Source organism: Shinella sp. GW821-FHT11G07 (assembly GCF_058808115.1).
In genome coordinates this window covers 139,626-166,162 of record NZ_JBXARJ010000002.1, presented here as the reverse complement: position 1 = coordinate 166,162, position 26,537 = coordinate 139,626, and the positions used below count along the sequence as shown (strand labels likewise).

Genomic DNA, 26,537 nt, shown 5'->3' with positions numbered 1-26,537 from the left:
ACAGGGCGCTTACAACTTCAGCTCCCTCTCGATTCCGGTGACAGCCACCGGCTTTTCTCTCGTCGGGGAAAACTTCTGGAATTGCCATCTCCATTGCACGGACGTGACGGCGACGCCCGCGATTAGCGTTCTGTGCCAAGAATTCAAAATGATGGGCATCGGCCTCGATTCCGACGTCTCTTATACAAGTGTCGAAAAGGTCGGCATCAAGCTCGACAAGGGGTCTTCGGAGACGCTTGATGTCGATGCCGTCATTTCCGAATGCCGCATTAACACGTTCTGGAATGCCGTCGATCACAACGGCCGCGGCCTGATTTTCCGCGACAACATCGTGTCACAGGTCCAGAACGGGGTGAATCTCCGTTGGCCGAACTGGGATAGCTATTGCCCGAACTGGATTAATATCAGTGGCGTTACCGTCACGCGCTCGGGCAACGTTATCACAGCGATCACGCCTCCGGCCGATATCCCCGGTACTTTCAGCTACCCGCCAACGATCTATATCCGCGAAGGCGGCGGCTCGGGCGCTACCGCGACGGCTCTGCTGACCGGCAATAAAATTACGGGCTTCACCGTAACGAACGGCGGAAGTGGCTACACGTCCACACCGATCATCTCCCGAATCGAGCCCGTACAGGCGCATGATGGCGGCTGGCGCGGCATCATCATCGTGAACAATCGATTCCATACACTGAACTATGCGGCGATCGCCAATATCGGCCCGAACCGGCACCTTTTGAATGGACTTGTCGCCACTGACAATCTCCTCGACATCGGTCGCCGCCTCTACTACGGCCACCTCGGCACCGGCGCCCTTATCGATGGCGGCGTCGTTCAGGAAACCCGAACCGAAATTCTGGAACTAACGGGCGGCTCCAACTTTATCGTTTCGAATATCACCGGCGGCGGTACCGGCCCGAATGAAGAGCTCACGCCGACAAACCTTGTCAAGCTGAGTGGCATCTTCCGCGGCGGGCGTTTTTCCAATTTCGCCTTGGCAAACAGCGAGGGCGATGCCGTGACTGCGGCTGCGAATTCACAGTTGCTCGGCGTCACCTTCGACGGTTTCACATTTGATGGGATCGGTTTCGTCACGCCGGCCAGCAAATCGTGTTTCGATTTCGACAGCGCCAACAGCGATATCGAAATTCTCAACACCAAGCTCATCGCAACGGCAAACCGCGAGTCTTTCGCCAGGAACAAACAGGAAACAAATGCTGTCAGGCTGGTGAACCCAACGCGGGTCGGCGCAAACACCACACCCTACTTCAGCGGCAGTGCTGCATCGGCGGAAAACTGCACTGTCGACAGGCCTCGCAGCTACACTCCGGTGTTTACGTATAACACCAACGTTGCAAGTACCACGGCGTCTTCCATGGACTGGGTGCCCGTGGGCGACAACATGATCCATGTGTCGGGACGCATCATTGCGCAGGCGTCGGCAGCAGGGTCTGCGATACTGGAGATTTCGCTTCCGAAGACCTCGAACTTCACCGACCAGAATCAGGCGGCAGGTTCATTCATCTGCGCGACAACCGGAAAGAATGTCGCCGGCGCGGTCCTGGCAAACATCGCCAACGATCGCTTTGAGGTTCGGTGGACGGCTCCGGATACGTCATCCGTAAGCTTCAGCTTCTCGGCAATCTATCGCGTCGCCTGACGCTCAGATCAACACGTTTCAGCTCGTCGCATCTCTTGTGCGGCGAGCTTCACCAAGCTTTGAAGCGAGATATCGTAACCTGCAACGTCAACCTCCCCTTCGGGGAAGTCTTTGTTTAATCAGCGGAATAAGGAAGTTTTGGTGGGTGATCACGGGCTCGAACCGTGGACCCGCTGATTAAGAGTCAGCTGCTCTACCAACTGAGCTAATCACCCACACACAACCGTTTCAGCGGTCTGGAGGGGCGTATAAAGGCCTTCGCCAGGGTTGTCCATACCGCACCCGGAAAAAAGTGCGCCGGCGCATGATTTTCTTTTGCAGCGCAAAACAAGTGTCACAAATCCAGCAGTCCGGAGGCAATGCGCACGGCCTCGCCGCCGATGCGCGCGCTGGCGATCGCGCCCCCGGACACATCGAGATGCAGGTGAATATGAGACGGGCGGCCCATTTCGACACCCTGTTCAATGAGATACGGATGGTGGCCATCTACCAGCTCGTCGAAAAAATGGATGGCGCCCGACAGGGCGGCGACCGCAGCCCCCGTCGCCGGGTCTTCGACTATGCCCATGTCGGGCGCGAACATGCGCGTATGGAAACGGGCATTGTGGTTCACCCCGCCGCGACAATAGAGATAGGCAGAGGCAAGCCGCCCCTCGGCAAAGGGTGCGCAGCGCTCCCAGAGTGTCGGATCGAACTCCACGGCGATTGCGGCCGCAAGGTCATGCACCGGGATCATCACGAATGCGACGCCGGCGCTCCAGAGCGAAGGCACGTGGTTCTCGAAACCGATCTGGCCCGGTTTCAGGCTGAAGGCATCGGCGAGCGCCTGCCGGTCGAAGTTCGCATCGAGGCGGGTGGATTTGCGCGGCACGTCGAATTCGGCAAAGGCCGCGTTGCGGTCGCCGAGCCGCACGGCACAGCGCACCGGCCCGACATTCTCCTCGAGCACGCTTACCAGGTCGCGCGGCCCTGCCCTCTCGCTTTCGCCCGCTTCGGCGATGGCGATCGCCGCCCCCACCGTCGGATGGCCGGCAAAAGGCAGTTCGCGGCCGGGCGTGAAGATGCGCAGGCGTGCGCTGTGTGCCTGGTTTTCAGGCGTCTTCACGAAGACGGTTTCGGAGAGATTGAATTCGCCGGCAATGCGCTGCATCGCGCTGTCGTCGAGATCGTCGGCATTGAAGACCACGGCCAGCGGATTGCCGGCAAGCCGCGTATCGGTGAAGACGTCATAGATGGCGTAGCGACGAGGCAAGGTATTCTCCGTGTTCAATTTTACCGCGATGCGTTCTCCTAAACGTGCCCGAGCCCTCCGCCGTGGGCAAGCGGAAATGACACGCTGAAATGCTAGAGATCGAGCGTCATGACCACCGGGCAATGGTCGGACGCCTTCGGCCGGTCCCAGCCGACGCGCGGATAGCGCTCCACCTCCTGCCCCGGAGGAAAGATCGTGCGGAAGGGTTGGCCGGCGCGAATGATTTCAGGGACGTGCTTTGCATTGCGCTCGGCCAGCGACGGCGACAGCCAGATGTAATCGAGCTGGCACAGATGGCGCTCCTCCGGCCCGCGGCTGTGGTAGAGCGTCCAGCGATCCTCGACCGGCCGACGCAGCACCGGATTGACCGCGAAACCATCGGCGCTGAAGACATCGAGCGCGCTGACCTCCTCATCCTTGGGCACGAAACGGTAGCCGTTGCGCCGGTCTCCTTCGATCGCCAGCTTCGCCTGATAGTCGTTCATGTCGCCACAGATCGCGAAGGCCTTGTCCGCCGTCTTCCCGGCGCCAAACCGGTTTTCGATGATCCGCCGCACCGCCCGGGCTTCCGCCATGCGCACCGGCATGGTCGACTGGCGGCCATCCATGCCCTCCCGTCCCGGCCCCATCGATTTGAAATGCACGACATAGAGCGTCAGCGGCCGGCCGCCGATGCGCAGGTCCATCTCCAGGCAATCGCGTTTGAAAATCCTGTCGTCCGGCTTGAGCCCCTGCCCGAGGTCCGGCGTGTGGAGATCGAAATCGCGATAGGTGACGGCGGCATGGCTGCGGATATCGACGCATTCGATACGCTGGCCGTCGCGCGTCTCCTCGCGCATCAGCACCGAAACGTCGATGCCGCGGCTGTCATTGCCCTCGATCAGGTACTTCTGGCGGTAGCCGTTGCCGACCATGCGGAAGAGATAGCCGTATTCGAAGGCCTGCAACGCCGCCATGTTGTCGGTTTCCTGCAGGCAGAGGATATCGGCATCCGCATCGGCAATGGCGAGCGCCGAATGCTGGCGGGCATCGTCGGTATAGGCAATGGCACGCGCCTCCTCCAGTCGCTGGTATTCCGCCTCGTTGCGGATGTCGAACAGGCGCAGCACACGATCCTGGCGAACCTGGTTGCGGAAACCCGTGAAGTCGAAACGGGTCATGAGGTTTTCGATGTTGAATGTGGCGAGGCGTAGTGACATGAGGTCCTTCCGGGTATGCCGGCGAAGTGTAACCGGCTGCCCGGCAATGGAAAGCGCCTTTTCGTGGTGACGCGCGCCCTGCCGGAATAAACCGGCTTGCAACGCCGTTACCCAGCACGGATGATGCGCATTCCGGTGGCAGACGGAGGGAACGCTCATGGGACGTCTATCCAGCACGATACGTGCCTTGCTGGCGGCCTGGTTGGGCCTCCTGCTGCTCGCCGGCCTGCCCGTCCGCGCAGCCGAGAACTATATCACTGCACCGGGTGAAGCCGCTCGGGCGGTCGAGCGCATTGTCGGGGAACTCGGCCGGACGCCGGCAGTGCACACGATCCGAATCACCGACAAGTCGGTTTCCGTGCTGCTCGGCGGGTCACGGCCGGGCGACGTGGAGGAATGGCAGGTCCGGCAGGCATCGCGCCTCATCTTCTTCGAAACCGAGGTCGTGGCCGGCCCCGCCGCACGCCCGGCGCCGGCCATGGTGGACGATGTTGCCAGCGGCCTGTTCTCTCTCGACGCAATCCCCCTCGACAAGACCGATGATGTTGCAAGCCGCGCCGCGGCCTATGCCAAGCTGGAAGGCGGCGGAAGCGTCCAGTCGATCGAAATCGCGAGGCGCGTCAGCCTGCTGCCGACACCGTCCTACGGCGATATCCGCTGGTCGATCTATGTCGCCTCGCCGCGGGAAAGTGCCACGGTCTATGCGGATGCGCAGGGCACGATCATCGGCGGCGATCTGTCCAACACCGCGCGCGCCCGGACCATGCATTTCATCAACGATGAAGATTGGCCCAAGGAAGCGGCGATCGAAAGCCTGACCGGCGTCATCAGCGGCAAACCGATCATCCGGGACATCACGATCTACCCGAAATCCGTGCAGGTGAAGGCCGACCATCCGTCGCTCAAGGAGACCACCGTCGGCTATTCGTGGGATATATCCGGCGTGACGCGCTCGCCGATCGCCTCGCCGATGTTTCCCGGTACTGCGGCGGAACCGGCCTTTTCGCTTGCCGATGTCGATCTCTGGCAATTGGGGAAAATCCGGGATGCCGCGAAAAAGGCCTGGGGCAACGACAAGTCGACAATGAACTACATGATGCTTCGGCTTTTCTCCGGCGGTCCCGGCAAGCCTGAACTGCGCTGGACCGTTCACTTCACGGATTGGACGCAATCCGGGGAGATAGCGTTGTTTTCCAACAGCGGAACGATCGAGTTGACGACCGACGGTACGGTGCGTGCCGCCAACCTTCCTGCCGCACGCCAGCCGAAGCGCAACTGGCTCGATCCGAAGACGACACACGACACCCTCGCCGTGATCAGCGAGCAGTTCGGCAAGAACGCGCGGTTCGCCGAACTCAGCATCAGTCATGATTCGATGCAGATCCTCGCCGAAGTGCCGGATGCACCGGGCAAGATGCGCAGCTATACCGCCAACGACCGTGGCATCACCGCCATGACGATGATGATGCCCTGGGATTCGGAGTTCCGCCCGGAGCGGCTCTACCGAATGGGCGACCTCTCCTTCTTCTCTGCCGAAAAACTCAACGAACTGACGGCGCGAACCTTCTCACGGCTGCAGGTCGGTTCGGAGATGGCGTTGTCGCGCTACACCTTCTCGGTCGGCCAGTTGATGACCCCGGACGGCAGCTTCATGGTGCCCTCGCCAGATGGCAAGGTGACGCTGGAAATCCGCCTCGAAAGCCCGGACGGCTGGAAGGGTGGTCGCGTGACCTATTCCTCGACGGGCGAGGAAATCGACATCGTGATGCCGTAGGTTAGAGCGTGGTGAGCAACAGGCTGGTTTCGGATTTCGAGACGCCATCCATGGCGCGTACCCCGCGCAGCACCCGCTCGAACTCGACCAGGTTATCAGCCTGAATCTCGGCAATAAGGTCCCAGGCGCCGTTCGTCGTGTGCAGCGCACGGATTTCGGGAATGCCGCGCAACGCCTTTATGGCGGAGAGCGTCTTCTGGCCGGTGATCTCGATCAACATGACGGCGCGAACGGCATGCGGATCGTCGGCAGCCGTCACCCGCACGGTAAAGCCGGCGATGACGCCGTCGCGCGTCAGCCGCTCGATGCGGTTCTGCACCGTGCCGCGCGAGACGTTCAATTCGGCAGCCAATGCAGAGAGCGAAGCACGGCCATCCTTGCGAAGGAGGGCGAGGAGTTTTCGGTCGATCGTATCCATAGCAAGTACCAGAGTGCCAGTTCGTGATGACGAAACAGCAATTCAGATAGCGATTTTCTCAAAATATTGCCATTTCGCTTGCCGTTCTCCTTGGCTAGCCTAGCAGCAATCTCGACGCAACCGCTTCCGACAGGCCGATCCCCATGACCGACGAAACCACGCTCCACACCGCAGCCTCACGCGCCAAAAACCTCTCGCTGCTGATGACCCGCTGGCCGAGCGTGACCGGTTCACCGGACGAAGCCAGCTTCTCCGAAAAGCTGCGGGCGCATCTCGCCGAAACACCCTATTTCCAGCGCCATCCCCAGCAGCTTTTTACCGTGGACAGCCACGGTGAGCCGATGACGCAGAACGTCGTCGCTCTGGTGCGCGGCAGCGGGCGGCGCACGGTGGTGCTGGCCGGCCATTTCGACACCGTCTCCATTGCCAATTACGGCACGCTTGCGCCGCTCGCCTGCGATCCGGAACCGTTGACGGAAGCCCTTATGAAGGAACTCCGCAGCCGTCCGCTGAACGGCGCGGAGACGAAGGCCCTCAAGGATTTCGAGAGCGGCGATTTCATCGCCGGGCGCGGTCTGCTCGACATGAAGAGCGGCCTTGCCGCCGGCATCGCGGTGCTGGAGCGTTTCGCCGGGCTGGAGGCGCCGGAGGGCAATATCCTGTTCGTCGCGACGCCGGACGAGGAAAACCGCTCGCGCGGCATGCGCAGCCTGCGCAATGCGCTGCCGGAGATCGCCCGTCGCTTCGATCTCGACATCGTCGCCGGCATCAATCTCGATGCGTCGAGCTGCGAGCACGATGGCGAGGAAGGCCGCGCGGTCTATCTCGGCTCCATCGGCAAGTTCGCCCCCTTCGCCTTCGTCATCGGCCGCCCGACCCATGCCGGCTACCCGTTCAACGGTACGAGCGCCCACCGCATCAGCGCCGAAATCATTCGCGCCATGGACACCGTGCCGGAGCTTAGCGACGAGGCGTTCGGCGAGCGCTCCCCGCCACCGGTATGCCTGGAAGCCCGCGACATCCGCGACGGTTACGACGTGACGACGCCGGATCGCGTCTGGCTCTCCTTCAACTGGCTGACACACCGCCGCAGCGCCGCCGAGATTTTCAGTGACTTCCGCACGCTGGTAACCGGCGCGTTGAACACGGCACTCGAAACACAGGCCGCGCACCAGGCGCACTACCGTGGCCGCCCAGCAGGAAAGACGGAAGGCAGCGTGCTCACCTATGCCGAGCTTCTGGAGCGGTTGAACACACGCGGTGGCGACGCGCTCGATCGTCTTTCGGCGCTCGACCGGTCCCTCTCCGGCGGCGCCGATCCCTTGAAGGTGAGCCGCGAGATCGTTGCGGCCGCGGCGACCGAAGCGGGCATGGAAGGCCCGGCCGTCATCATCGGCTTCGGCAGCCTGCATTATCCGCTGGTGCATCTGGAACGCGCGGGCGACACGGGGCGCACCATGCGCGATCGGCTTCAGGCAGTCATGGAGAACACCGCGACTCAGCATGGCACGTCGATCAAGTTCAAGCAGATTTTTGCCGGCATTTCCGACATGAGCTTCTTCGGCCACCGGCCGGACGCCGGCGAAACCGGCCTGCTCGCCGCCAACACACCGTCAGCGGCCTTCACCGACGCTGCAGGGCAAGGATTGCTCTCCTTCCCGACGGTCAATATCGGCCCGTGGGGGCGTGACTATCACCAGAAATGGGAGCGTGTACACGCGCCTTATACATTTGAGGTTCTGCCGGATCTGGTGTTCGAAGCGACACGCTCGTGTCTTGCCGACTAGGCGAATTTCGCCCTCAGTCGGCTGCCGCCACCTTTTCCAACTCGTTGGGTACGTCCCTTCTCCCCGCATGCGGGGAGAAGGTTAGAGGCTAACTACATCCGCCGATCAGGCAGCGAGGCGCTCGTTGGAGAGCAGCCGGCCGAGGCGGGAAATGCCCTCCTCGATCGTCGCGGCGTCGGCGCAGGAGAAGCTGAGGCGCAGCGTGTTGGCGCCGCTGCCATCTGCGTGGAAAGCCTGGCCGGGCACGAAGGCAACCTTTTCCGTTTCGATGGAGCGGGCAAGCAGCGTCGCGCCGTCCATGCCGGCCGGCAGCGTGACCCAGACGAACATGCCGCCTTCCGGCTTGGTCCAGGTAACGCCATCCGGCATGTACTTCTGGAGCGCCGCCAGCATGGCGTTGCGGCGAGCACTGTAGGCGGCACGGATTTTTGCGACCTGTGCATCGAAGCCGCGTTCGGCAACGTGGGCGATGACCATCTGGTTGATGGTCGAGGAATGCAGGTCCGCCGCCTGCTTCATCAACACCAGCTTGCGGATGACGGGGGCTGCCGCGACGATATAGCCGACGCGCAGGCCCGGTGCGAGCGTCTTGGAGAAGCTGCCGCAATAGATGGTGCGCGCCGCGTCGATATCACCCTTGCGGGCAATTTCCAGCGCCAGGATCGGCGGCACGGTTTCGCCGTCATAGCGGAGGGACTGATAGGCGGCGTCCTCGATAACAGGGATGTCCAGTTCTTCCGCCAGGTCGAGCAGCTTTTCGCGGCCGGCGCGGTCAACCGTTTCGCCAGTCGGGTTGGCGAAATCGGCGGAGAGATAGGCGAACTTGACGCGGCCGCCGGCCTCCGTCGCCGTTGTGCGATAGGCATCCGGCGTGCGGTTGCCGGAAAGGTTCAGCCGGTCGTAGGTCGGCTCATAGGCATTGAAGGCCTGGAGGGCGCCGAGATAGGTCGGCCAGGTGACGAGGGCCGTATCCTTCGGCGACAGGAAGAGCTTGCCGAGATAGTCGAGGCCCTGCTGCGAGCCGGATACGATGAAGACGTTATCGGCCGAACAGGCGATGTCGAGCTTGGCCATTTCGCCGGCGAGCCATTCGCGCAGCGGCTTGTAGCCCTCGCTGACCGAATATTGCAGACCGGCAGCCGCGCCTTCGCCGGCGAGGATATCGGCATAGGCGGCGGCGAAGTCTTCTTTCGGAAACAGGGCCGGATCAGGAATGCCGCCTGCGAACGAGATGATGTCGGGCCGTTCCAGCAGTTTCAGCAATTCACGGATTTCGGACGCCTTCATCCGCGACGCACGCGTCGCGAAGGCCTGTTCCCATTTGAACATCGGGGTTTCCTCGGGCTTGTTGTTTGGACGCACCTCATCACGGCGCTCTTTTTATGTCAATAATGCTGACCTAAATATTCGCACCAAGAGAAGCTGCGCACGACCCAAGATTTCGCGCGACTTTATTCTCGCCGGAGCGGGTGCACTCCGGCGGCCATTTCAGGCGCCGGCCACGTTCAGGTGGTGCGGTCGCCGTAGAGGCTGAGCAGCACAAGCATGGCGATACTGCCCAGGATTAAGAGATCGAACCAGGCGAAGTATTGGACAATGGTGGTCATTGCACGATCCTCCCGACAACTGAACGAAACACTTGCGTATTTTGTTCCTGTTTGCCGCTTCAGGCAAGCGTATTACTTGCTGCACCGCAATGGCGCCGAAGGATGCACTGCATTATTTCAGGTTTTCTGAAATAAAAGGCCGGGCGAAAAACCGCCCGGCCGATTGCTCTGCACGGAATGCAGAAACGTCTAGTTGCCAGCCTTCTCGACCGGCTTGTTCTTGCCGATCACCGTATTGCCGCAGGCATGCCAGCGGGTAACGGGGATCGGCTCGTCACTTAGTTGACGGCCTTGTCGACCAGCTTGTTCTTCCCGATCCACGGCATCATGCCACGCAGCTTTGCACCGACTTCTTCGATCTGGTGCGAGTCGTTGTTGCGGCGGATGCCCTTGAAGCGTGCGCCGCCGGCCTTCCATTCCTGCATCCACTCGGAGGTGAACTTGCCGGTCTGGATGTCGGCGAGGACGCGCTTCATTTCAGCCTTGGTCTCGGCAGTGATGATGCGCGGGCCGGTGACATATTCGCCCCACTCGGCCGTGTTGGAAATCGAATAGTTCATGTTTGCGATGCCGCCTTCATAGATCAGGTCGACGATCAGCTTCACTTCGTGCAGGCACTCGAAATAGGCCATTTCCGGCGCGTAGCCGCCTTCGACCAGCGTTTCGAAGCCGGCGCGGATCAGTTCGACGAGACCGCCGCACAGAACGACCTGTTCGCCGAAGAGGTCGGTTTCGCACTCTTCCTTGAAGTTGGTCTCGATGATGCCCGAACGGCCGCCGCCAACGCCGCAGGCGTAGGAGAGCGCGAGGTCAAGCGCGTTGCCCGAAGCGTTCTGGTGAACAGCAACGAGGCAGGGAACGCCGCCGCCCTTCTGGTATTCGCCGCGAACCGTGTGGCCCGGGCCCTTCGGCGCGATCATGACGACGTCGACCGAGGACTTCGGCTCGATGAGGCCGAAATGCACGTTGAGGCCGTGGGCAAACGCGATGGCAGCGCCGTCACGGATGTTGCCGGCGATTTCTGCCTTGTAGATGTCGGCCTGGAGTTCGTCCGGCGTCGCCATCATCAGGAGGTCGGCCCACTTGGCGGCTTCGGCAACCGTCATGACCTTGAAGCCATCGGCTTCGGCCTTCTTGATGGTCGGCGAACCGGCCTTGAGCGCGATCACGACGCCCTTGGCGCCGGAATCCTTGAGGTTGAGGGCGTGAGCACGGCCCTGCGAGCCATAGCCGACGATGGCGACATTCTTCGCCTTGATGAGGTTGAGATCGGCATCACGATCGTAATAGACGCGCATCGATGGTTCCTTCCCTTGCTGTCTGTTTAACCTGAGCCGGCGGCTTGTCCCGCCGGCCTTACCCTTTCGCGCCGTGAAGCGTCAGGAAGGCATCCACTGCCTTCTCCGCGCGTGGCGAGAATTCCTTTTTCAGCGTTGCGGCATCCTCCCCAAGCAGCATTCGCAGATGCATGTCGGAAACGATCAGGCCGTAGAGCGTGCCGTATGCCTCGTCGGCACTGTCGAATGCAAGCAGCTTCGCCTTGCGACCGGCTTCCAGCAGCGCCGCAGCGCGCTTTCCGATCTGCCGGCGACCGCGCTCCTGCAACAGGCGGCCGAGGCCTGCGCCCTCGCGGCTCGCCTGGCCGATGGCGAGACGGTTCAGCGCCAGCGACACGTCGCCGGACAGCACGTCGATCAGGTCGCGCGCAAACGCCAGAAGATGTTTGCGCAGCGTCTCGGCGGTCAGCGCGCCGGCGGCAACCTCGACCGTGCGGACCTTGCCGGCCTGGAAGGTGATCATCGCCGAGATCAACCCGTCGCGATCGCCGAACCACTTGTAGAGGCTTTCCTTTGAACAGTTCGCCGCACGCGCCACACCGGCGGTCGTCAGCGCCCGTTCACCGCCCTCGACGAGCAGACCAAGCGCACGCTCCAGCACCGCGCCCTGACGTTCCGTCAGTCCGCCGGCTGCTGCGCCTGCCCTGCTCTGCTCCGCGATCTGCAAGATGCCCACCCATTAAATTTGCGTACCGTACCGTACGGTTCGGCATTTTCTAGCGATGTCTGGCTTTCGGGTCAACACCCTTCTTGCAAAGCGGTGAAATCAGGTGATTTGCCCGGCCAAACCCGACGAATTTGCCTGCTGCGCCACACAATTATGACCGCAACGCACAACACAGAAGAAATTTTCTTTCCGCTATCTCGCTGATTTGAAACAGAAGCCGCTTGAAACTGGCAAGTCCGCGCGGTCTCGACAAAATTTTTCGCTTCCCAAGACGTTTCCTGTTGTTAAGATTTGTGAGACCTGCGGTGCAGCAGGCCGCTCACATTGCGAGCGGCAGCCGGCATCGAGGCCTGAGTACAGGAGTACGAAAGAGAAACGCCCTTACGCCAAGGAGACAGAAAATGTTGAATTTCCTGCCAGACCTTCACGAAGGACATGCTCCCATCACTCTGCAGCAAGCGTTCGGTGATGCCCTGGAAGCTTTTGATGCCTGGGAAGACGAACGCGCCGAACCGATGGTGATCTACGAAGACACGATCGTTCCCATCGGCACCGTCTTTGAAAGCATGCGAGACTGCACCGATCTCCTGCCACGCACCATGGCGGACCTCGTTGCCGATGCGCTTGCCCGCAATCCGGCAGCCGCGGCCGCGCAAATCGCCACCTTCGGCGATGCTGCCCGCCTCGCCACCGCCCTTGTCGAACAGCGCCGCCTCTACGGCGAAACGGCCATCGCGACCTTCCTTGACCATCATCGCGTGGACAAACGGCGCCCCGCCTGACACTTCTCAATGAAAAGGCCCCGGTTTCCGGGGCCTTTTTTTGTGCCCTGTTTCTCCGGAGACAGCGGCTCGCCGACCGACATGAGACTGTTCTCCCGAGCGCGAAACAGACGCTCTGCAACTCAAGGAGAAGTCCATGCGCAAGTTTGTTCTCGTTTCCATCGCCCTCGCCACGGCCATCGGTTCCTTCGCAACCCCTTCGCTGGCCCAGAAATCAGGCCGCGGCGACAATGGAAACGACAGAAGCGACAGAGGCTCGAGCGGCCGCGGCGAGTATTACCGCACCGTCGAGCGTGAGCCGTTCACCCATGTCCGCAAGAAGCACCGGGTCATCCTTGCGAATAGCGGCGCCTATTGCTCGACGAACTGGGCCGTGCTCTTCGATCGGAGCGGCCACCGGACGAAAGTCCGCCATTGCGACGATCGCCTGCCGATCGACGTCAGATAGACTGTCCAGCATCGAGACAAGGCCCGGCCGCTTTGCCGGGCCTTTTACCATTGCGCGAGAATAAGCCGTCTGCTTCAACCGTTCTTTGCTCGTACATTTCCACATCATCTACGCGCTCCAGAACGGGACATCCGCCGCCATGCTTCGTCTCCTCGCAGCTCTCGTCGTTTCCACCCTGCCCGCTCATGCCAGCGAAGAGCCGCCCTATGTCGGCACCTGGGATTGCGAGGTCTCCACCTTCACCTTCACAACAGACACCTACGATTCGGGCGAAGGACCGATGCCGATCCTCAAGAGCGAGAAAGATGGCAGCGCCTACATCCTGACCTTTGCAGACGACTACCGCATCGGCCTCGCCAACATTACCGACACGGACATGGACTGGGCTTCGGAAACAAGCGGCGACACATTCCACTGCAAGAAAACCGGCATGTGAGGGCAAAGCCATGAAAAGACTGCTGGTATGCGCCCTTCTCGCCCTCGCCGCCACGGGCGCCGACGCTGCCGAAACCCGTTGCGGCTGGCTGCAAAACCCGACGCCCGCCAACTGGTGGCTGGACGACAGCGAAGGCACCTGGACGATCATGACGCAGGGTAGCGGCAATGAGCCGGACGGCATCGAGAACATTCCCGACATCTCCGAAGGTGACTATGTGCGCACCAACGGCAACTACGGTTATGCCTGCGCCTGCTTGAAGGTGGAGACCGATGCCGACGAGGAACGCATCCTCGCGATCCACTCATTCCGCCAGTTGCCGATCTCACAGTGCGAGAACGACTCGGCGCTTTCCGCACCGGAATAAAGACCCTGAATCGTCGTATTGGGCCATCTTGACCGAAGATGACGAACCACTTATTTCTCCCGCATCGAGATTTGAACGTTGACTTCTGCATTTGCAGGCCCTGTGCCTGCAGTTACGAACCTACCCTTCAAATTCGACCTCCCATGGTTGCCGCTGTTGGCAGCCCAAGATTGATTTGACGGCTTAGGAAAGGTTTCGTCATGGCAACTGGTACCGTAAAATGGTTCAACACCACCAAGGGCTACGGCTTCATTCAGCAGGACAGCGGTGAGCCGGACGTATTCGTCCACATCTCCGCCGTTCAGCGCGCCGGCCTCGCTGGCCTGGACGAAGGCCAGAAGGTCAGCTTCGAGCTGATCCGCGACCGCAAGTCCGGCAAGATGTCGGCCGATCAGCTCGTCGCAGCCTGATCCGCCGCCTACGGCAAAAAACGAGAAAGGCCGGTTTCAACCGGCCTTTTTTGTGCCCGCTTTCGCGGGAATTCCTTTATTCGGCGTGCTCCACCGGCAGGCGAGACCCGCTTTTCAGCACTTCCATCGAGATGGACGCGGACACGTCGAAAAGCTCGACCTTGCGCACGATGCGCTTGTAGACCACGTCGTAGTGCTCGACCCGCGGCAGCACGATCTTCAGGATATAGTCGTAGTTGCCCGTCAGCCGGTGCGCCTCGACGACCTCGGGAATGTCGGCAATGGCGCGCGAAAACAGTTCGATCCAGTCGTCGCTGTGATGCGCCGTCTTGATGAGCGCAAAAACCGTCGTCGGCACGCCCATCTTCCTGCTGTCGAGCAGCGCGACCTTTCCGGCGATATATCCGCTTTCCTCCAGCCTCTGGATGCGGCGCGCGCAGGCAGACAGCGACAGATTGACTTTGTCCGCCAGCGTGGCGACGGGCGCACCGGCATCCTCCTGGAGCAGCGCCAGCAATTTCCTGTCTCGTTCATCCAGCACGCCGAGATTCCCTTTCAATCCTCGCCCATGCGCAAGAAAAGCGCGCATAAATGCCGATAGGCAAGAACAATCCTCTCAACTTTGCAAAAATGCTCGAAACTTTGCGAACAATCACCACCGAGTTCGCGGCATTCTGGTTGTCATCGAAACAATCAACGGGGAAACGACCATGAAGACGATCGGCCTTATTGGCGGCATGAGCTTCGAAAGCACGGCGGTCTATTACCGCATGATCAACGAAGCGGTGCGCGCGCGGCTCGGTGGCCTTCATTCGGCGGAGATCCTGGTGCATTCGGTCGACTTCCAGTCCATCGTCGACCTTCAGAAGGCCGGCCGCTGGGATGCCGCAGGTGAGCGCCTTGGCAACGTTGCCACAGGCCTCGAAAAGAGCGGCGCTGAATGCGTGCTGATCTGCACCAACACCATGCACCTCGTTGCAGACGCCGTGCAGGCTGCCGTCAAGGCGCCGTTGCTCAACATCATCGACGAGACCGCACGCGAAATTTTCGCGGCTGGCAAACGCCGGCCCCTCCTCCTCGCCACGCGCTACACGATGGAGCACGGCTTCTACGCCGATCGCATGAAGACGGCCGGCCTCGACGTCATGGTACCGGATGAAGACGGCCGCACGCTGATCCACGACGTCATCTTCAACGAACTCTGCCAGGGCAAGGTGCTCGAGAGCTCGCGCGACCGCGTTCTCGCCCTTATCGAGGCTGCCCGCGCTGAAGGCGCCGACTGCGTCATCCTTGGCTGCACGGAAATCTGCCTGCTGCTCGATCCGGACGCACTGCCGCTGCCCGGCTTCGATTCGACCGCCATCCACGCCCAGGCCGCCGTCGATTTCGCTCTCGGCCCCATCGCTGTCAGCGAAGCCGCCTAAAAATAGTTGACTCAGTCCAATAAATTACAATCATGGTGATCGAAGGAGATTACCATGATTGCAATGCCTCCCGGAAATGGTGGCGCGGACACGATTGAAACCATCCGCGCCTTCAACCGCTTCTACACCAATCGCATCGGCGTGCTCGACCGCGCCTATCTCGACACGCCCTACACGCTGACCGAAGCGCGCGTCATCTACGAACTCGCCGCCCGCGGCTCCACCTCCGCATCGCAGCTCACAGAAGAACTGTCGCTCGACCCGGCCTATCTCAGCCGCATGCTGAAGGCCTTTGCCGGCAAGGGCATGGTCGATGCCCGAAAAGACCCGGCGGATGGTCGCGGGCGGCTTCTCAGCCTCACGGAAAACGGTCGCGCGGTCGCTGCGGATCTTGCAATCCGCTCCCGGGAGAGCATTTCCACCCTCATCGCGCCGCTCGATGAAACGGAACGCCTTGCCCTCGGCGCGTCTCTCTGCAAGGCCACGAGACTGCTCGGCGGCGGCGAGAGCGGTGATCCGATCGTTCTTCGCGACCACCGCGCCGGCGACATGGGCCGGGTGATCGCCAGCCAGGCGAAAAGCTATGTCGAAACCTATGGCTGGAATACGGAATACGAGGCGCTCGTCGCCGAGATTTGCGCAAACTTCCTGCGCAATTTCGATCCCTCCCGCGAACGCTGCTGGATCGCCGAACAGAACGGCGACCTCGTCGGCAGCATCTTTCTGGTCAAGGGCGGCGAGAGCACCGCGAAGCTGCGCCTGCTGCATGTCGATGCCGCCGCTCGGGGCCACGGTCTCGGCACGCGGCTGGTGACGGAGTGCATTCGCTTCGCGAAAGAGGCGGGCTACGGGCGGCTGGAACTCTGGACGAACGACATCCTGACAGCCGCGCGCCGCATCTACCAGGCCGCCGGCTTCAGGCTGGAGAAGGAGGAAGCGCATCACAGCTTCGGCCAGGATCTCGTCGGCCAGATCTGGGCGCTGGATCTTGACGGCTGGCAGGCGCCGGTCAGGCCTCCCGAAGCGCAGTCTCCAGCCAGCAGCATTCCTGAAGCCCAGCCGGCGTGAAGGGATCGGCAAGCGTCCCGGAAACGATGGCGGCGAGGATCTGCGGGGCCGGTGGGATTTTCGCGACGGTCGCCACCAGCCGGTCGCGCAGCCAGGCGATCGCTCGGGAATCGGACTGGTAGAACGGCGTGAAGACAAAGGACAGCAGCTGGAACAGCTGGACGTGACGGCGGCGCGCCGCGGCGTAGGCGGCAAGCGCCTCCTCCACGGTGGCCGCCGACGAAAGCGCATGCGCCAGCGTCGCCGCGTCGAGCAACGCCATGTTCGCCCCCTGCCCAAGCTGCGGGCTGGTGGAATGGGCGCTGTCACCGATGAAGGCGATGCCATCCGCATAGGGCGGCAACGCGGTGCGATGGGCATAGCGGGCGAGCGTCAGTTGGTCCCAGTCCGAAATCTGCGCGAGAAAAGGCGCCGTCTCCGGCCAATGGCTGGTGATGCCGGCCTTCCATTGCGCAAGCCCGGCGCGCTTCACGGCGTCGGCATCCGCCGTCTTGAGGCTCCAGAAGAAGGCGGCCTTACGGCCCTCGCCCGGATGCGCCCGGCCGACTGGCAAGATGCCGATCATGACTTTCGCGGCATCATACCGCTGGGCGAGCGCCCGGTCGTCATGCGCAATGCCGTCGCAATCCAGCGTCGCCCAGAAGGCCCCCCAAGGCAGTTCCGTCACCTTCGGTGCGACGACGGAGGCCGCGACGAGCTGCGAGCGCGCGCCGGTCGCGTCGATCACAAGATCATAGTCGCCGACGATCTCGCCGTCCGGGTCGTGCAGCGCCGTGCGAGCCTGCCGGGTTTCGGCTTTTGCCAGCGTAATGCCGGTACGGATCGGCAATCCTTCCGCCACCACTGCATCATGGAGCGTGGAAAACAGCGCCGCGCGATGCACCGCCAGCCCATAGCGACCGCCGGCCAGTGCGTCGTAGCGCACATCGAGAACGGTGCGGCCACTGCGCGCGTCCGCACCATGCAGCCGGTCGATGCGGTTTCCGAGGGCGTGGATCGTGGGGGAAAGACCGAGCGCATCGAGCACCGTCAGCCCCGTCGGCTGCATCAGCAGGCCGGAGCCGACCGGCGATGGACAGTCGAAACGTTCGATGAGCTCCACCCGATGACCGGCGCGTGCAAGAAACAATGCTGCAGCAAGCCCCGCAGGCCCCGCGCCGGCAATGCCGATATCCAGTGGCTTCATGCCCTTCCCCGAAACGGCCAGAAGGCCGGATTGTCAGTGCGCTTCTGCGTCGTAGACCGACCGGGCAGCCCGGATCGCAGCGTGGTTTTCGGTAGACCAGTGCACCAGGGAGCGCAGGAGCGCAAGGAAGGATTGGCCAAGCGGCGTCAGTCGGTATTCCACGCTCGGCGGCTGGGTTGGATAGACGGTGCGGGTGATATAGCCATCCCGCTGCAGGTCGCGTAGGGTCTGTGTCAGCATGCGCTGCGAAATATCCGGGATGAAGCGGCGCAGCTGTGAGAAACGGCGCGGTCCGTCGGCAAGGCCGAGGATCATCAAAGAAGTCCACTTCCCGCCGACGCTGTTCAGCACGTCACGCACAGGACAATCGTCCATCGACATGGCAACACCGTCGATCATCAACACCCGCTCGCCTTCGGCCCGTTCGACCATCTTGTTCATAGCCGGTTCCCTCCAGGTAACCACCGCAGAAAAAACTGCCTCCTTTACAGGCTCTACCAGATTACCAGATAAGAGCAAGTCTCGATAAGAGACCAACCCGCAGGATGGACGGCGCCTCCCCGCCACGCCTGCCCTAAAGGCCCCTCAGAACGGCCCCACACAAAGGTAAAGACATGACCGACACAGTTCTCGTTACCGGCGCCTCCGGCCAGCTTGGCCGCCTCGTCCTCGATACGCTTCTCGCCTCCGGCAAAATTGCACCGGAAAACCTCATCGCCACCACGCGCGACACCGCCAAGCTCGCCGACTATGCTGCCAAGGGCGTCTCCGTGCGCACCGCCGACTTCGACGACCCGGCCTCGCTCGATGCCGCCTTTGCCGGCGCAGGCAAGGTGCTGATCATCTCAACCGACGCACTCGATGCGCCTGGAAAACGCCTCGCCCAGCACAAGGCCGCCGTGGCCGCCGCGAAAAAAGCCGGCGCTAAGCACATCCTCTACACGTCCATGCCGCAGCCGGACGATTCGCGCGTCACCTTCGCGCCGGACCATCTCGGCACCGAGGAAGCCATCAAGGCGACCGGCATCCCCTATACGATCCTGCGCGATGGCTGGTATGCGGAAAACCTCTTCATGTCGCTGCCGCACGCGCTTGCAACCGGCTCATGGTACACCTCGACCGGCGAAGGCAAGATCGCCCACATCACGCGCGCCGACACCGCCGCCGCCCTTGCCGGCGCTGTCCTGAAAGCCGGCAATGAGAGCAGGACCTACACGCTGACCGGCACGAAGAGCCGCACAGCCGAAGAGATCGCCGCGATCGTTTCCGCCGCAACCGGCAAGCCGCTCGCCGTCGTCCATGTCACGGATGCCCAGTTGACCGAGGGCCTGAAGGCCGCCGGCCTGCCGGAAGGCTTCGTGCCGACCATCGTCTCCTTCGACGCCAACACACGGGACGGCAAGATCGCCATGGTCACCGGCGACGCCGAAACACTCTCCGGTCGCCCGCTGACGGCGTTCGAGGATTTCGTTGCCGCCAACAAGGCAGCCTTTCTGGGCTGAGGCAAAAGACGCGGCGCTCCGTTCGGGGCGCCGTGCCGTCAAACGTCCTGGCCGCAGGCGCGGCAGAAGCGGCGCACCGTCTCCGCCATGCCGTACTGCAGCGCATCCGACGTCAGACCATGGCCGATCGAGACTTCCGCAAGCCGCGGGATGCGCGCGACGAGCGCCGGCAGGTTGGCAACCGTCAGATCATGGCCGGCATTGACGTCAAGGCCAAGATCGTGGGCAATGTCCGCTGTCTCTCCCAATAGATCGGCAAGGCGCGCTGCCTCGGCAGGATTGTCGTAGCAACCGCCGTAGGGACCGGTATAGAGCTCGATCCGGTCTGCGCCGATGTCTTTCGCGATGGCCAGCGCCTCACGGTCCGGCTCGCCATCGGCGAAGACCGAAACGCGCAGGCCGAGCTTCTTCAGCCGGCCGACGACATTTCCGAGCAGGTTGTGGCTCTTGCGGAAATCCCAGCCATGATCGGAGGTCGCCTGCGCCGGATCGTCCGGCACGAGCGTCACCTGTTCGGGACGATGTTCCTCTACGAGGCGCATGAAGCTTTCTTCCGGGAAACCTTCGATATTGAATTCGGTGCTGGAAAATTCCGTATCGATCAGCATGCGGATCGGTGCCAGGTCGCTGAAACGCACATGGCGCTGGTCCGGCCGCGGATGCACGGTCAACCCGCTGGCACCGGCCTCGAGCGCGATCCGGCCAAGGTCGGTGACGCTTGGCCAGGGCAGGTCCCGGCGGTTGCGCAGCATGGCGATGGCGTTGAGATTGACCGACAGTTTCGCAGGCATGACGCAGCTCACTCCTTTTGCTGTGCACAGGTCTAGCCTGTTGTTTCCACAAGGGCAATCGCGGTGAGAGCCAGCTTCCCGATGCCTGCGCGCTATTTATCCGCCGAGCCCGCCCCGCCCCTTGCTCATGATCAAGAATCACCGGTAAACTCCCCGTGAATTTTAGGGATGCTGCGCCGTGGCACCTCTTGCGGGAATGGAAGGAAATCAGGCAGCGACGATGGCCCCCTCTGTGGCAACACCATGAGCAGGACCGACAGGCCGGCGTGCGATCTCGTGCGGCGTGCCCTGCATGCCGTCGTCACCAGCGAGACCTTCGCCCGCTCCGAGCGCTTGCGTTCATTCCTTTCCTATGTCGTCGAGTGTGAGCTTTCCGGCAAGGCGGCACATCTGAAGGGCTACAGCATCGGCATCGATGTCTTCGGCCGCCCGCCGGGGTTCGATGCCGGCAACGATCCGCTTGTCCGGGTGCAGGCCGGCAAGCTGAGAAAGCTGCTGGATCTATATTACGAGACGGAGGGCGCATCTGATCCTCTGCGCATCCGCGTTCCGCTGGGCAGCTATGTCCCGGAATACGCGTTCACCGCAGCCCAACCGGCAGCGACCGATGATGCGGGACCGCCTCCACGCCCCGAACAGGCTCGCGAAAAACCTGTACCGCGCCGGTCGTGGCTGCCTGCGCCGATCTCTTCGCCGCTCGCGCTCTTTTCATTGCTACCCTTGTTCTTCCTGGCGCCCTCGGTCTATCCGGAGACGACCAATGCGGCGATCGCCAAGGCCCAGCTCGTTCTTTCGGTCCAGAACCGGTTCGCCGGCCAGACCCAAGCCCTGCCGAGCCTGTATATCCAGCAATGCTGGCCGGCAGGCGGTGAATGCAACGCCTTCGCTCGCGCCATCGCAAATTCCGCCGGCTATCACAGGACGGTGCATCTCACTGATTCCCGTAAATCGAATGCATTGCACGCGCTGTCCTACGCAATCCGCATCGAGAGCCGCGCTGACGGGCGCGGCATCTACGCCCGGCTGATCCATGAACAGTCTGGCGCCACGATCTATGTGCGGCACTTCTCCCGCGAACAGCTTCGCAGCGAGGCCGGCATTGCCTTTGAAGCCGTCAATTTTGCCGCCCGGACGCTTTCGGCGAGTGGCCCGCTCTATCGCCACGCAACGCAGATCGGCACGGCAAGCCGCATCATGCAATGTCTCACGCGCACCGAGCCGCACCCGAGCGCACCCCGCGCCGGACAGCACGTGACATGCAATGCGCATTCGCCCGCCACGCTTGCCGAAGCGACCGCGCATGACGAGGCCGGCGCCGTGGTGACGCGCTAAACCCTACACGCCGCGCGGGCACAGAAAATACATCCCTAGATATAACGATAGGCACGCTCCCCCCTTCGGTTTACTTTATGAACCTGGGCGGATCGGTAGTGTGTGCCGCCTTGGTTCAAAATCCGGAACATTTTAATCAAGAATCGGATCGAGAATCGTCGCGCGATTGCATACAGTTCCTTCGGTCTGCACAGCCGATAGAACAGTGACAGGGCACTATCCACCGATTCGAATTCCCGCCTTCAGGGTGAAGCGGGTTTTGCGTCGGTGACCGGGGATATTCACATGATCATTCTTCTTTTTGGCGGGCCGCTTTCATGATGACCAATGAGTCCAAGAAAGCGGATGGCCGGACCGGCGCACGCAAGACCATCCGTTTCCTGCCCGTGGCACCGCTGCCGGAAAACCTGCCGGAGGGGCGCCTTGCCATTGCGGACATGGCGAACGCCTTCGGCGTGACGCACCGCACCCTGCATTTCTACGAGGAAAAGGGCCTGCTGCGGGCAGCCCGCGTCGGCCCCATGCGCGTCTATGGGCCGGAAGAGATCCAGCAGATGGCGGTGGTCAACACCTGCCGCGAGACCGGCATGCCCGTTGCGGTGATCCAGGAATTGCTGGATCAGCTTTCCGCAGCCGACAGCCAGGATGAAGCCGACACCATCTTCCGCACCGCCATGACCGCGCGCAAGCGGGAGCTCGCCGCCCAGCAGTCGACGATCCGCCGCCAGATGCAGCAGATCAACGAACTTCTGGATTTCAGCGCCGCCCACGAGATCGAAACGAACGACAACACGCCGCATTGCAGTTTCTCGCAGGTCGAATTGCGCTGCCTCACATTGATGGCGGAAGGCTATCCGACAAGCCGTATCGCGCGCGCGCTCGAAGTCGAGCCCGGCGAAGTGCAGGTGATGGAAAAGACCATCATCGCCAAGTTCAACAGCAACAACCGTTTCCAGGCCGTCGCAAAGGCGGTCATGCTCGGGATCGTCGGTCATTAAGACCGGCGTATGCGGCCGGACATGATGACCGGCCCCTCAATCCGCTTCCTGATAAGCGGTCCGTCGTGCGGGTCCTGATTATCGTACGATGGTGAGCGTTTCCGCGGCGCGCGTAATGGCAGTGTAAAGCCAGCGTTCACGTGTGTCGCGGAAAGCAAAACTTTCATCGAACAGCACGACATTGTTCCACTGCGAACCCTGCGCCTTGTGCACGGTCAGCGCATAGCCGAAATCGAACTCGTCGTAGCGCTTGCGCGTCGACCACGGGATTTCCTCTTCGAGATTCTCGAAGGCGGCCTTGAGCAGTTTGATCTTGGCCGCGCCGCGGTCCATGTCGTCGTCTTCCGGCCGGATCATCAGGTTGATGCCGGGCTTCACCGTTTCCTTGGACGAACTCATCACCTGCCAGAGCGAGCCGTTGAGCAGGCCCTTGGCCGGATCGTTGCGCAGGCACACCAGCTTGTCGCCGGATTGCGGATATTCGGTGGTAAACCCCTTCAGCTCGCGCAGGCGCTGGTTGTAGCGCCGACGCGTGCGATTGGTGCCGACCAGCACCTGGTCGGCCTCGAGCACAAGCGTTTGATCCACCTCGTTCCGCCCGATGACACGCGCTGCACCGTAATCGCCGTAGCCGATATCCTTGCCTTCGCGCACCTGCATGGCGAGATGGATAATCGGATTGTCGCGCGCCTGCCGGTGAATGTCCGTCAGAAGGTAATCGGGGTCCTGGTTTGTAAAGTAGCCGCCGCCGGAAACCGGGGGAAGCTGGCCGGGATCGCCAAGCACGAGGATGGGCGTGCCGAAACTCATCAGGTCCTTGCCGAGCGCCTCGTCCACCATCGAGCATTCGTCGACGACGACGAGCGCGGCCTTGGCGACCGGGCTCTGGCGGTTGATGGAGAACATCGGCGAGATCGAGGTTTTCCCCGTCTCCTCGTCCGACACTTCCTCTTCGCCGCGCGGGCGATAGATCAGCGAATGGATGGTTCTTGCGTTCGACGCACCCTTAGAGCGCAGCACTTGCGCCGCCTTGCCGGTGAAAGCCGCGAAGAGAACATCGCCATCGACATTCTCGGCGAAATGGCGCGCAAGCGTCGTCTTGCCGGTGCCGGCATAACCGAACAGCCGGAACAACGGGTCCCGCCCGGCCTTCAGCCATTGGGCAACGGCCTTCAGCGCTTCATCCTGTTGGGGTGCGAATTCCATGACCGGACTTGGCAGGATTCGCACGGCAGAGGCAAGGGGCAGCGTGAGGAGTACACAGGCGGACGCGGAACCAGCCCTCCCCTGATTTGGCCCTGTTCCCCAATGGCCCGACAATGTATGCAGTGCACAACCGCCCGGAGCCCTGATTTGTCCGCCGCCTCTTCAAGCCCGAACGAGAACATGCCAACCGGCGCCGGCAGATTGCCGGCCTGGCTGCAATGGTGCCTTGTCGGCTGCCTCTCCGTTGCCACGACAGTGCCGCTCGAAGTCGCCGGCTTCCCCGCAGCGCTCCTGATGGGACCGATGATCGCCGGCATCGTCGTGGCGCTCGGTGGCGGGACGATCCGCCTGCCGCGCATCTTCTTCTTCGGCGTGCAAGTCGTGCTCGCGCTGATGATCGCCACCATGATCTCCAAGGATTTTCTCGGCACCTTCGCCGAAAACTGGCTGCTGATGCTGTTCGTGGTGATCTCGGTGATCAGCGTCAGCACGCTCTCCGGCTGGATGATCGCGCGCACCGGCGTCCTGCCGGGCACAACGGCGATCTGGGGCTCGTCCGCCGGCGCAGCCTCAACCATGATGATCATGGCCGAAGCCTACGGCGCCGACGCCCGTCTCGTCGCCTTCATGCAATATCTGCGCGTCGTCTTCGTCGCGACCTGCGCCACCCTCGTCGCCCATTTCGGCGGCCATGACGGGGCGGCGGTGCCGCCGCATGCCTGGTTCGAGCCTGTGCCGATGCTGCCCCTCGTCGCCATGCTCGGTATCGGCATCCTCGCCGGCCTTCTTGGGCAGAAGCTGCGCGTGCCGGCCGGCGCTTTCCTCGTGCCCTTCGCGCTCGCCGCGGTGCTGAACTCGTCCGGCACGGTGACTATCGTGCTGCCGCAATGGTTGCTGGTCATCGCCTTCACCTTGCTCGGCTGGAATATCGGCCTCGGCTTCACGCGCGCCATCCTCATGCATGCGCGCCGCGCCCTGCTGCCGACGGTCGCCTCGATCATCGTGCTGATCGGCTTCTCGGGCCTGCTCGCCGGGTTGCTGATCCTCGTCCTCGGCATCGATCCGCTGACCGCCTATCTCGCAACCAGCCCCGGCGGCCTCGATTCCATCGCCGTCATCGCCGCATCGAGCAATGTCGACGTCGCCTTCATCATGACGCTCCAGACGGCACGGCTGATCCTCGTGACCATCCTCGGGCCCTGGCTTGCCCGCTTCATGGCGGACCGCGCCTAGAGTTTGTCGGGGAAAAGTGGAACCCGGCAATCGAGAATCAGTCTGGACCAGGCTGATTCTAGCGCAACATCGGCCAGAGGCTGGCGACGAGCAGCAAGGCCATCGTGATGTTGAACCATTTCAGCCGCACCGGATCGGACAGCCACTGGCGCAGAGCCGAGCCGAAGCCGGCCCAGGTGGAGACGCTTGGGAAATTGACGATCGCAAAAGCACTGCCAACGATGAGCACGCTCATCGTATAGTTCGCCGAATTCGTATAGGTCGCCATGGCGGAGACGGCCATGACCCAGGCCTTCGGGTTGACCCATTGGAAGGCGGCAGCGGCGAGAAAACTCATCGGTTGCGCACCCGTCTTGCCCTCGCCGAGGGTGCGCGACGTGCCGATCTTCCAGGCGATCCACAGGAGATAGGCACCGCCTGCGAACTTCAGCACCGTATAGACCAGCGGCACGGCCTCCAGCAGCGCGCCGAGACCGAAACCGACGGCAAGCAGCAGCACAAGAAAGCCGACGCCGATGCCGCACATATGCGGGATCGTGCGCACGAAACCGAAATTCACGCCCGAGGCAAACAGCATCATGTTGTTCGGGCCGGGCGTGATGGACGTGGTGAAGGCGAAGACCAGCAGCGCCAGAAAGATTTCAATCTGCATGGTAGCTCTTGTTATCCGGATTGTTTTTTCCGATTGATAAGCCATCTCTTGGCAACGACCAGCCAATTCTTGTCATGCATGCAATTCCCATTGTGATGCATGACGGTTGAAAATGGAGTGCAGTATGAAAGCGGAACTACCGGCAGTCACCCTTCCCGGCGGGCGGCAGATACCGGCGCTGGGTCTCGGCACCTGGCACATGGGCGAAAGCGGCGCTTCGGCAGCGGACGAGGCTGCAAGCCTGCGCGCCGGGCTCGACCTCGGCATGACAGTAGTCGACACAGCGGAAATGTATGCCGATGGCGGCGCGGAGAGCGTTGTGGGCGAAGCGATCAAGGGGCGCCGCGAAGGCGTGTTCCTCGTCAGCAAGGTCCTCCCCCACAATGCCAGCCGTACCGGGACGATCGCAGCCTGCGAGGCGAGCCTCAAGCGCCTCGGCACCGACCATATCGAACTCTACCTGTTGCATTGGCGCGGTCCGCATCCGCTGGCAGAAACCGTCGAGGCATTCGAGACGCTGAAGGCGCAGGGCAAGATCGGCGCCTGGGGTGTTTCCAATTTCGATGGCAGCGACATGCTGGAATTGCTCGACGTGGCAGAGCCGGCGCGCCCCATTGCCAATCAGGTGCTCTACAACCTCGCCCGGCGCGGCATCGAATACGACCTGCTACGCTGGAGCCAGGTACAGGGCATTCCGATCATGGCCTATTCGCCGCTCGACGAAGGGCGCCTCGTCGGGCATCCGACTCTGGAAGAAATCGGCCGCATCCATCACGCAAGCTCGGCTCAGGTCGCACTCGCCTACCTGCTGACGAAGCCGGGCGTCATCGCCATCCCGAAATCCGGCTCGCCGGAGCGTGTGCGCGAAAATTACCGCGCCGCAGAAATCCGCCTGACATCCGAGGATATGAACCTGCTGGACGAAGCCTTTCCGCCGCCGACCCGCAAGCAGCCGCTGGAGATGATCTGAAATGAAAATAGAGCCTTCCACATCAGCGGAA

General features: G+C 62.1%; 27 protein-coding genes and 1 tRNA gene. 15 read left to right on the top strand and 13 right to left on the bottom strand.

Features of this window, described 5'->3' with window-relative positions; translation table 11 throughout:
• Positions 1 to 148: 148 nt before the first annotated feature.
• The gene (locus AC1RT2_RS04285; RefSeq protein WP_493099773.1) at positions 149 to 1,660 is read left to right on the top strand and encodes a hypothetical protein; all 1,512 of its coding nucleotides are present in this window, start codon (positions 149 to 151) and stop codon (positions 1,658 to 1,660) included.
• Between the two features lie 139 nt (positions 1,661 to 1,799).
• Here AC1RT2_RS04285 and AC1RT2_RS04280 read toward each other — a convergent pair.
• The 3 genes from AC1RT2_RS04280 to AC1RT2_RS04270 form a co-directional block, all read right to left on the bottom strand.
• Positions 1,800 to 1,875 (bottom strand) — tRNA-Lys (locus AC1RT2_RS04280).
• A 119-nt stretch (positions 1,876 to 1,994) separates the two neighbouring features.
• Complete coding sequence (locus tag AC1RT2_RS04275) at positions 1,995 to 2,912, bottom strand: PhzF family phenazine biosynthesis protein (protein WP_493099771.1); 918 nt, start codon at positions 2,910 to 2,912, stop codon at positions 1,995 to 1,997.
• 92 nt (positions 2,913 to 3,004) lie between these two features.
• Positions 3,005 to 4,111 (bottom strand): endonuclease/exonuclease/phosphatase family protein, encoded by a 1,107-nt coding sequence (locus AC1RT2_RS04270; RefSeq protein WP_493099769.1) that lies wholly within the window; start codon positions 4,109 to 4,111, stop codon positions 3,005 to 3,007.
• A gap of 157 nt (positions 4,112 to 4,268) precedes the next feature.
• Between AC1RT2_RS04270 and AC1RT2_RS04265 the strand changes: the two genes are divergently transcribed.
• Positions 4,269 to 5,885, top strand: a complete 1,617-nt coding sequence (locus tag AC1RT2_RS04265; protein ID WP_493099767.1) for a hypothetical protein — start codon at positions 4,269 to 4,271, stop codon at positions 5,883 to 5,885.
• 1 nt (position 5,886) lies between these two features.
• Here the strand turns inward: AC1RT2_RS04265 and AC1RT2_RS04260 are convergent, their stop codons facing one another.
• Entirely contained in the window at positions 5,887 to 6,303 is a 417-nt protein-coding gene (locus AC1RT2_RS04260) for an Lrp/AsnC family transcriptional regulator (protein ID WP_069058417.1), read from the bottom strand.
• A gap of 143 nt (positions 6,304 to 6,446) precedes the next feature.
• Here AC1RT2_RS04260 and AC1RT2_RS04255 point away from each other — a divergent pair, with 143 nt between their 5' ends.
• A complete protein-coding gene (locus AC1RT2_RS04255; RefSeq protein ID WP_493099764.1) occupies positions 6,447 to 8,090 on the top strand; it encodes a M20/M25/M40 family metallo-hydrolase in 1,644 nt (547 codons plus the stop codon).
• A 105-nt stretch (positions 8,091 to 8,195) separates the two neighbouring features.
• Here the strand turns inward: AC1RT2_RS04255 and AC1RT2_RS04250 are convergent, their stop codons facing one another.
• The 3 genes from AC1RT2_RS04250 to AC1RT2_RS04240 form a co-directional block, all read right to left on the bottom strand.
• Positions 8,196 to 9,419: an aminotransferase-like domain-containing protein gene (locus AC1RT2_RS04250; RefSeq protein ID WP_493099762.1), complete on the bottom strand. Its 1,224-nt coding sequence runs from the start codon at positions 9,417 to 9,419 to the stop codon at positions 8,196 to 8,198.
• Positions 9,420 to 9,975: 556 nt separating this feature from the next.
• Positions 9,976 to 10,995, bottom strand: a complete 1,020-nt coding sequence (gene ilvC, locus AC1RT2_RS04245; protein WP_493099760.1) for a ketol-acid reductoisomerase — start codon at positions 10,993 to 10,995, stop codon at positions 9,976 to 9,978.
• Between the two features lie 58 nt (positions 10,996 to 11,053).
• Entirely contained in the window at positions 11,054 to 11,701 is a 648-nt protein-coding gene (locus AC1RT2_RS04240) for a TetR/AcrR family transcriptional regulator C-terminal domain-containing protein (protein WP_493099758.1), read from the bottom strand.
• A 401-nt stretch (positions 11,702 to 12,102) separates the two neighbouring features.
• On the opposite strand from AC1RT2_RS04240, the gene AC1RT2_RS04235 reads away from it, so the two are divergent.
• From AC1RT2_RS04235 to AC1RT2_RS04215, 5 genes are all read left to right on the top strand, one after another.
• On the top strand, positions 12,103 to 12,483 hold the full coding sequence (locus tag AC1RT2_RS04235; protein WP_069058413.1) for a BRA0787 family protein: 381 nt from the start codon (positions 12,103 to 12,105) through the stop codon (positions 12,481 to 12,483).
• A 136-nt stretch (positions 12,484 to 12,619) separates the two neighbouring features.
• Entirely contained in the window at positions 12,620 to 12,931 is a 312-nt protein-coding gene (locus AC1RT2_RS04230) for a hypothetical protein (RefSeq protein WP_069058412.1), read from the top strand.
• Between the two features lie 139 nt (positions 12,932 to 13,070).
• The gene (locus AC1RT2_RS04225) at positions 13,071 to 13,367 is read left to right on the top strand and encodes a hypothetical protein (protein WP_493099755.1); all 297 of its coding nucleotides are present in this window, start codon (positions 13,071 to 13,073) and stop codon (positions 13,365 to 13,367) included.
• A 10-nt stretch (positions 13,368 to 13,377) separates the two neighbouring features.
• A complete protein-coding gene (locus tag AC1RT2_RS04220; protein WP_493099752.1) occupies positions 13,378 to 13,734 on the top strand; it encodes a DUF4087 domain-containing protein in 357 nt (118 codons plus the stop codon).
• A 200-nt stretch (positions 13,735 to 13,934) separates the two neighbouring features.
• Positions 13,935 to 14,144, top strand: coding sequence for a cold-shock protein (locus AC1RT2_RS04215; RefSeq protein ID WP_069058409.1), 210 nt, complete (start codon positions 13,935 to 13,937; stop codon positions 14,142 to 14,144).
• 76 nt (positions 14,145 to 14,220) lie between these two features.
• Here AC1RT2_RS04215 and AC1RT2_RS04210 read toward each other — a convergent pair whose 3' ends face one another.
• Positions 14,221 to 14,685: an Lrp/AsnC family transcriptional regulator gene (locus tag AC1RT2_RS04210; RefSeq protein WP_069058408.1), complete on the bottom strand. Its 465-nt coding sequence runs from the start codon at positions 14,683 to 14,685 to the stop codon at positions 14,221 to 14,223.
• A 169-nt stretch (positions 14,686 to 14,854) separates the two neighbouring features.
• Here AC1RT2_RS04210 and AC1RT2_RS04205 point away from each other — a divergent pair, with 169 nt between their 5' ends.
• Positions 14,855 to 15,568, top strand: coding sequence for an aspartate/glutamate racemase family protein (locus tag AC1RT2_RS04205; protein WP_493099750.1), 714 nt, complete (start codon positions 14,855 to 14,857; stop codon positions 15,566 to 15,568).
• A 54-nt stretch (positions 15,569 to 15,622) separates the two neighbouring features.
• A complete protein-coding gene (locus AC1RT2_RS04200; protein WP_493099748.1) occupies positions 15,623 to 16,636 on the top strand; it encodes a bifunctional helix-turn-helix transcriptional regulator/GNAT family N-acetyltransferase in 1,014 nt (337 codons plus the stop codon).
• Here AC1RT2_RS04200 and AC1RT2_RS04195 read toward each other — a convergent pair.
• A complete protein-coding gene (locus AC1RT2_RS04195) occupies positions 16,578 to 17,822 on the bottom strand; it encodes an FAD-dependent oxidoreductase (protein WP_493099746.1) in 1,245 nt (414 codons plus the stop codon). The two genes, AC1RT2_RS04200 and AC1RT2_RS04195, sit on opposite strands and share 59 nt — an antisense overlap.
• A gap of 33 nt (positions 17,823 to 17,855) precedes the next feature.
• The gene (locus AC1RT2_RS04190; protein ID WP_069058404.1) at positions 17,856 to 18,263 is read right to left on the bottom strand and encodes a winged helix-turn-helix transcriptional regulator; all 408 of its coding nucleotides are present in this window, start codon (positions 18,261 to 18,263) and stop codon (positions 17,856 to 17,858) included.
• Between the two features lie 173 nt (positions 18,264 to 18,436).
• Here AC1RT2_RS04190 and AC1RT2_RS04185 point away from each other — a divergent pair, with 173 nt between their 5' ends.
• Positions 18,437 to 19,324: an SDR family oxidoreductase gene (locus tag AC1RT2_RS04185; protein ID WP_493099743.1), complete on the top strand. Its 888-nt coding sequence runs from the start codon at positions 18,437 to 18,439 to the stop codon at positions 19,322 to 19,324.
• 38 nt (positions 19,325 to 19,362) lie between these two features.
• On the opposite strand, the gene AC1RT2_RS04180 is transcribed toward AC1RT2_RS04185, so the two are convergent.
• Positions 19,363 to 20,115 carry a pyridoxine 5'-phosphate synthase gene (locus AC1RT2_RS04180; protein WP_069058402.1) on the bottom strand — a complete coding sequence of 251 codons (753 nt, stop codon included), beginning with the start codon at positions 20,113 to 20,115 and terminating at the stop codon, positions 19,363 to 19,365.
• Positions 20,116 to 20,358: 243 nt separating this feature from the next.
• Here AC1RT2_RS04180 and AC1RT2_RS04175 point away from each other — a divergent pair, with 243 nt between their 5' ends.
• Both AC1RT2_RS04175 and AC1RT2_RS04170 read left to right on the top strand, forming a co-directional pair.
• The gene (locus AC1RT2_RS04175; protein ID WP_493099741.1) at positions 20,359 to 21,447 is read left to right on the top strand and encodes a hypothetical protein; all 1,089 of its coding nucleotides are present in this window, start codon (positions 20,359 to 20,361) and stop codon (positions 21,445 to 21,447) included.
• Positions 21,448 to 21,767: 320 nt separating this feature from the next.
• Positions 21,768 to 22,445 (top strand): MerR family transcriptional regulator, encoded by a 678-nt coding sequence (locus AC1RT2_RS04170; protein ID WP_493100376.1) that lies wholly within the window; start codon positions 21,768 to 21,770, stop codon positions 22,443 to 22,445.
• A gap of 78 nt (positions 22,446 to 22,523) precedes the next feature.
• On the opposite strand, the gene AC1RT2_RS04165 is transcribed toward AC1RT2_RS04170, so the two are convergent.
• Positions 22,524 to 23,651 carry an ATP-dependent DNA helicase gene (locus tag AC1RT2_RS04165; protein ID WP_493099739.1) on the bottom strand — a complete coding sequence of 376 codons (1,128 nt, stop codon included), beginning with the start codon at positions 23,649 to 23,651 and terminating at the stop codon, positions 22,524 to 22,526.
• 180 nt (positions 23,652 to 23,831) lie between these two features.
• Between AC1RT2_RS04165 and AC1RT2_RS04160 the strand changes: the two genes are divergently transcribed.
• Positions 23,832 to 24,884 carry an AbrB family transcriptional regulator gene (locus AC1RT2_RS04160; protein WP_493099737.1) on the top strand — a complete coding sequence of 351 codons (1,053 nt, stop codon included), beginning with the start codon at positions 23,832 to 23,834 and terminating at the stop codon, positions 24,882 to 24,884.
• A gap of 58 nt (positions 24,885 to 24,942) precedes the next feature.
• Here the strand turns inward: AC1RT2_RS04160 and AC1RT2_RS04155 are convergent, their stop codons facing one another.
• Positions 24,943 to 25,536: a LysE family translocator gene (locus AC1RT2_RS04155; protein ID WP_069058398.1), complete on the bottom strand. Its 594-nt coding sequence runs from the start codon at positions 25,534 to 25,536 to the stop codon at positions 24,943 to 24,945.
• Between the two features lie 124 nt (positions 25,537 to 25,660).
• Here AC1RT2_RS04155 and AC1RT2_RS04150 point away from each other — a divergent pair, with 124 nt between their 5' ends.
• On the top strand, positions 25,661 to 26,506 hold the full coding sequence (locus AC1RT2_RS04150; protein ID WP_493099735.1) for an aldo/keto reductase: 846 nt from the start codon (positions 25,661 to 25,663) through the stop codon (positions 26,504 to 26,506).
• Positions 26,507 to 26,537: the final 31 nt, after the last annotated feature.

Excerpts from the sequence above, each read along its gene's own strand:
- AC1RT2_RS04285 (WP_493099773.1), top strand. The coding sequence starts at position 149 with ATGATGGGCATCGGCCTCGATTCCGACGTCTCTTATACAAGTGTCGAA.
- AC1RT2_RS04270 (WP_493099769.1), bottom strand. The coding sequence starts at position 4,111 with ATGTCACTACGCCTCGCCACATTCAACATCGAAAACCTCATGACCCGT.
- AC1RT2_RS04265 (WP_493099767.1), top strand. The coding sequence starts at position 4,269 with ATGGGACGTCTATCCAGCACGATACGTGCCTTGCTGGCGGCCTGGTTG.
- AC1RT2_RS04260 (WP_069058417.1), bottom strand. The coding sequence starts at position 6,303 with ATGGATACGATCGACCGAAAACTCCTCGCCCTCCTTCGCAAGGATGGC.
- AC1RT2_RS04255 (WP_493099764.1), top strand. The coding sequence starts at position 6,447 with ATGACCGACGAAACCACGCTCCACACCGCAGCCTCACGCGCCAAAAAC.
- AC1RT2_RS04250 (WP_493099762.1), bottom strand. The coding sequence starts at position 9,419 with ATGTTCAAATGGGAACAGGCCTTCGCGACGCGTGCGTCGCGGATGAAG.
- ilvC (WP_493099760.1), bottom strand. The coding sequence starts at position 10,995 with ATGCGCGTCTATTACGATCGTGATGCCGATCTCAACCTCATCAAGGCG.
- AC1RT2_RS04235 (WP_069058413.1), top strand. The coding sequence starts at position 12,103 with ATGTTGAATTTCCTGCCAGACCTTCACGAAGGACATGCTCCCATCACT.
- AC1RT2_RS04230 (WP_069058412.1), top strand. The coding sequence starts at position 12,620 with ATGCGCAAGTTTGTTCTCGTTTCCATCGCCCTCGCCACGGCCATCGGT.
- AC1RT2_RS04225 (WP_493099755.1), top strand. The coding sequence starts at position 13,071 with ATGCTTCGTCTCCTCGCAGCTCTCGTCGTTTCCACCCTGCCCGCTCAT.
- AC1RT2_RS04220 (WP_493099752.1), top strand. The coding sequence starts at position 13,378 with ATGAAAAGACTGCTGGTATGCGCCCTTCTCGCCCTCGCCGCCACGGGC.
- AC1RT2_RS04215 (WP_069058409.1), top strand. The coding sequence starts at position 13,935 with ATGGCAACTGGTACCGTAAAATGGTTCAACACCACCAAGGGCTACGGC.
- AC1RT2_RS04205 (WP_493099750.1), top strand. The coding sequence starts at position 14,855 with ATGAAGACGATCGGCCTTATTGGCGGCATGAGCTTCGAAAGCACGGCG.
- AC1RT2_RS04200 (WP_493099748.1), top strand. The coding sequence starts at position 15,623 with ATGATTGCAATGCCTCCCGGAAATGGTGGCGCGGACACGATTGAAACC.
- AC1RT2_RS04195 (WP_493099746.1), bottom strand. The coding sequence starts at position 17,822 with ATGAAGCCACTGGATATCGGCATTGCCGGCGCGGGGCCTGCGGGGCTT.
- AC1RT2_RS04190 (WP_069058404.1), bottom strand. The coding sequence starts at position 18,263 with ATGAACAAGATGGTCGAACGGGCCGAAGGCGAGCGGGTGTTGATGATC.
- AC1RT2_RS04185 (WP_493099743.1), top strand. The coding sequence starts at position 18,437 with ATGACCGACACAGTTCTCGTTACCGGCGCCTCCGGCCAGCTTGGCCGC.
- AC1RT2_RS04180 (WP_069058402.1), bottom strand. The coding sequence starts at position 20,115 with ATGCCTGCGAAACTGTCGGTCAATCTCAACGCCATCGCCATGCTGCGC.
- AC1RT2_RS04175 (WP_493099741.1), top strand. The coding sequence starts at position 20,359 with ATGAGCAGGACCGACAGGCCGGCGTGCGATCTCGTGCGGCGTGCCCTG.
- AC1RT2_RS04170 (WP_493100376.1), top strand. The coding sequence starts at position 21,768 with ATGACCAATGAGTCCAAGAAAGCGGATGGCCGGACCGGCGCACGCAAG.
- AC1RT2_RS04165 (WP_493099739.1), bottom strand. The coding sequence starts at position 23,651 with ATGGAATTCGCACCCCAACAGGATGAAGCGCTGAAGGCCGTTGCCCAA.
- AC1RT2_RS04160 (WP_493099737.1), top strand. The coding sequence starts at position 23,832 with ATGCCAACCGGCGCCGGCAGATTGCCGGCCTGGCTGCAATGGTGCCTT.
- AC1RT2_RS04155 (WP_069058398.1), bottom strand. The coding sequence starts at position 25,536 with ATGCAGATTGAAATCTTTCTGGCGCTGCTGGTCTTCGCCTTCACCACG.
- AC1RT2_RS04150 (WP_493099735.1), top strand. The coding sequence starts at position 25,661 with ATGAAAGCGGAACTACCGGCAGTCACCCTTCCCGGCGGGCGGCAGATA.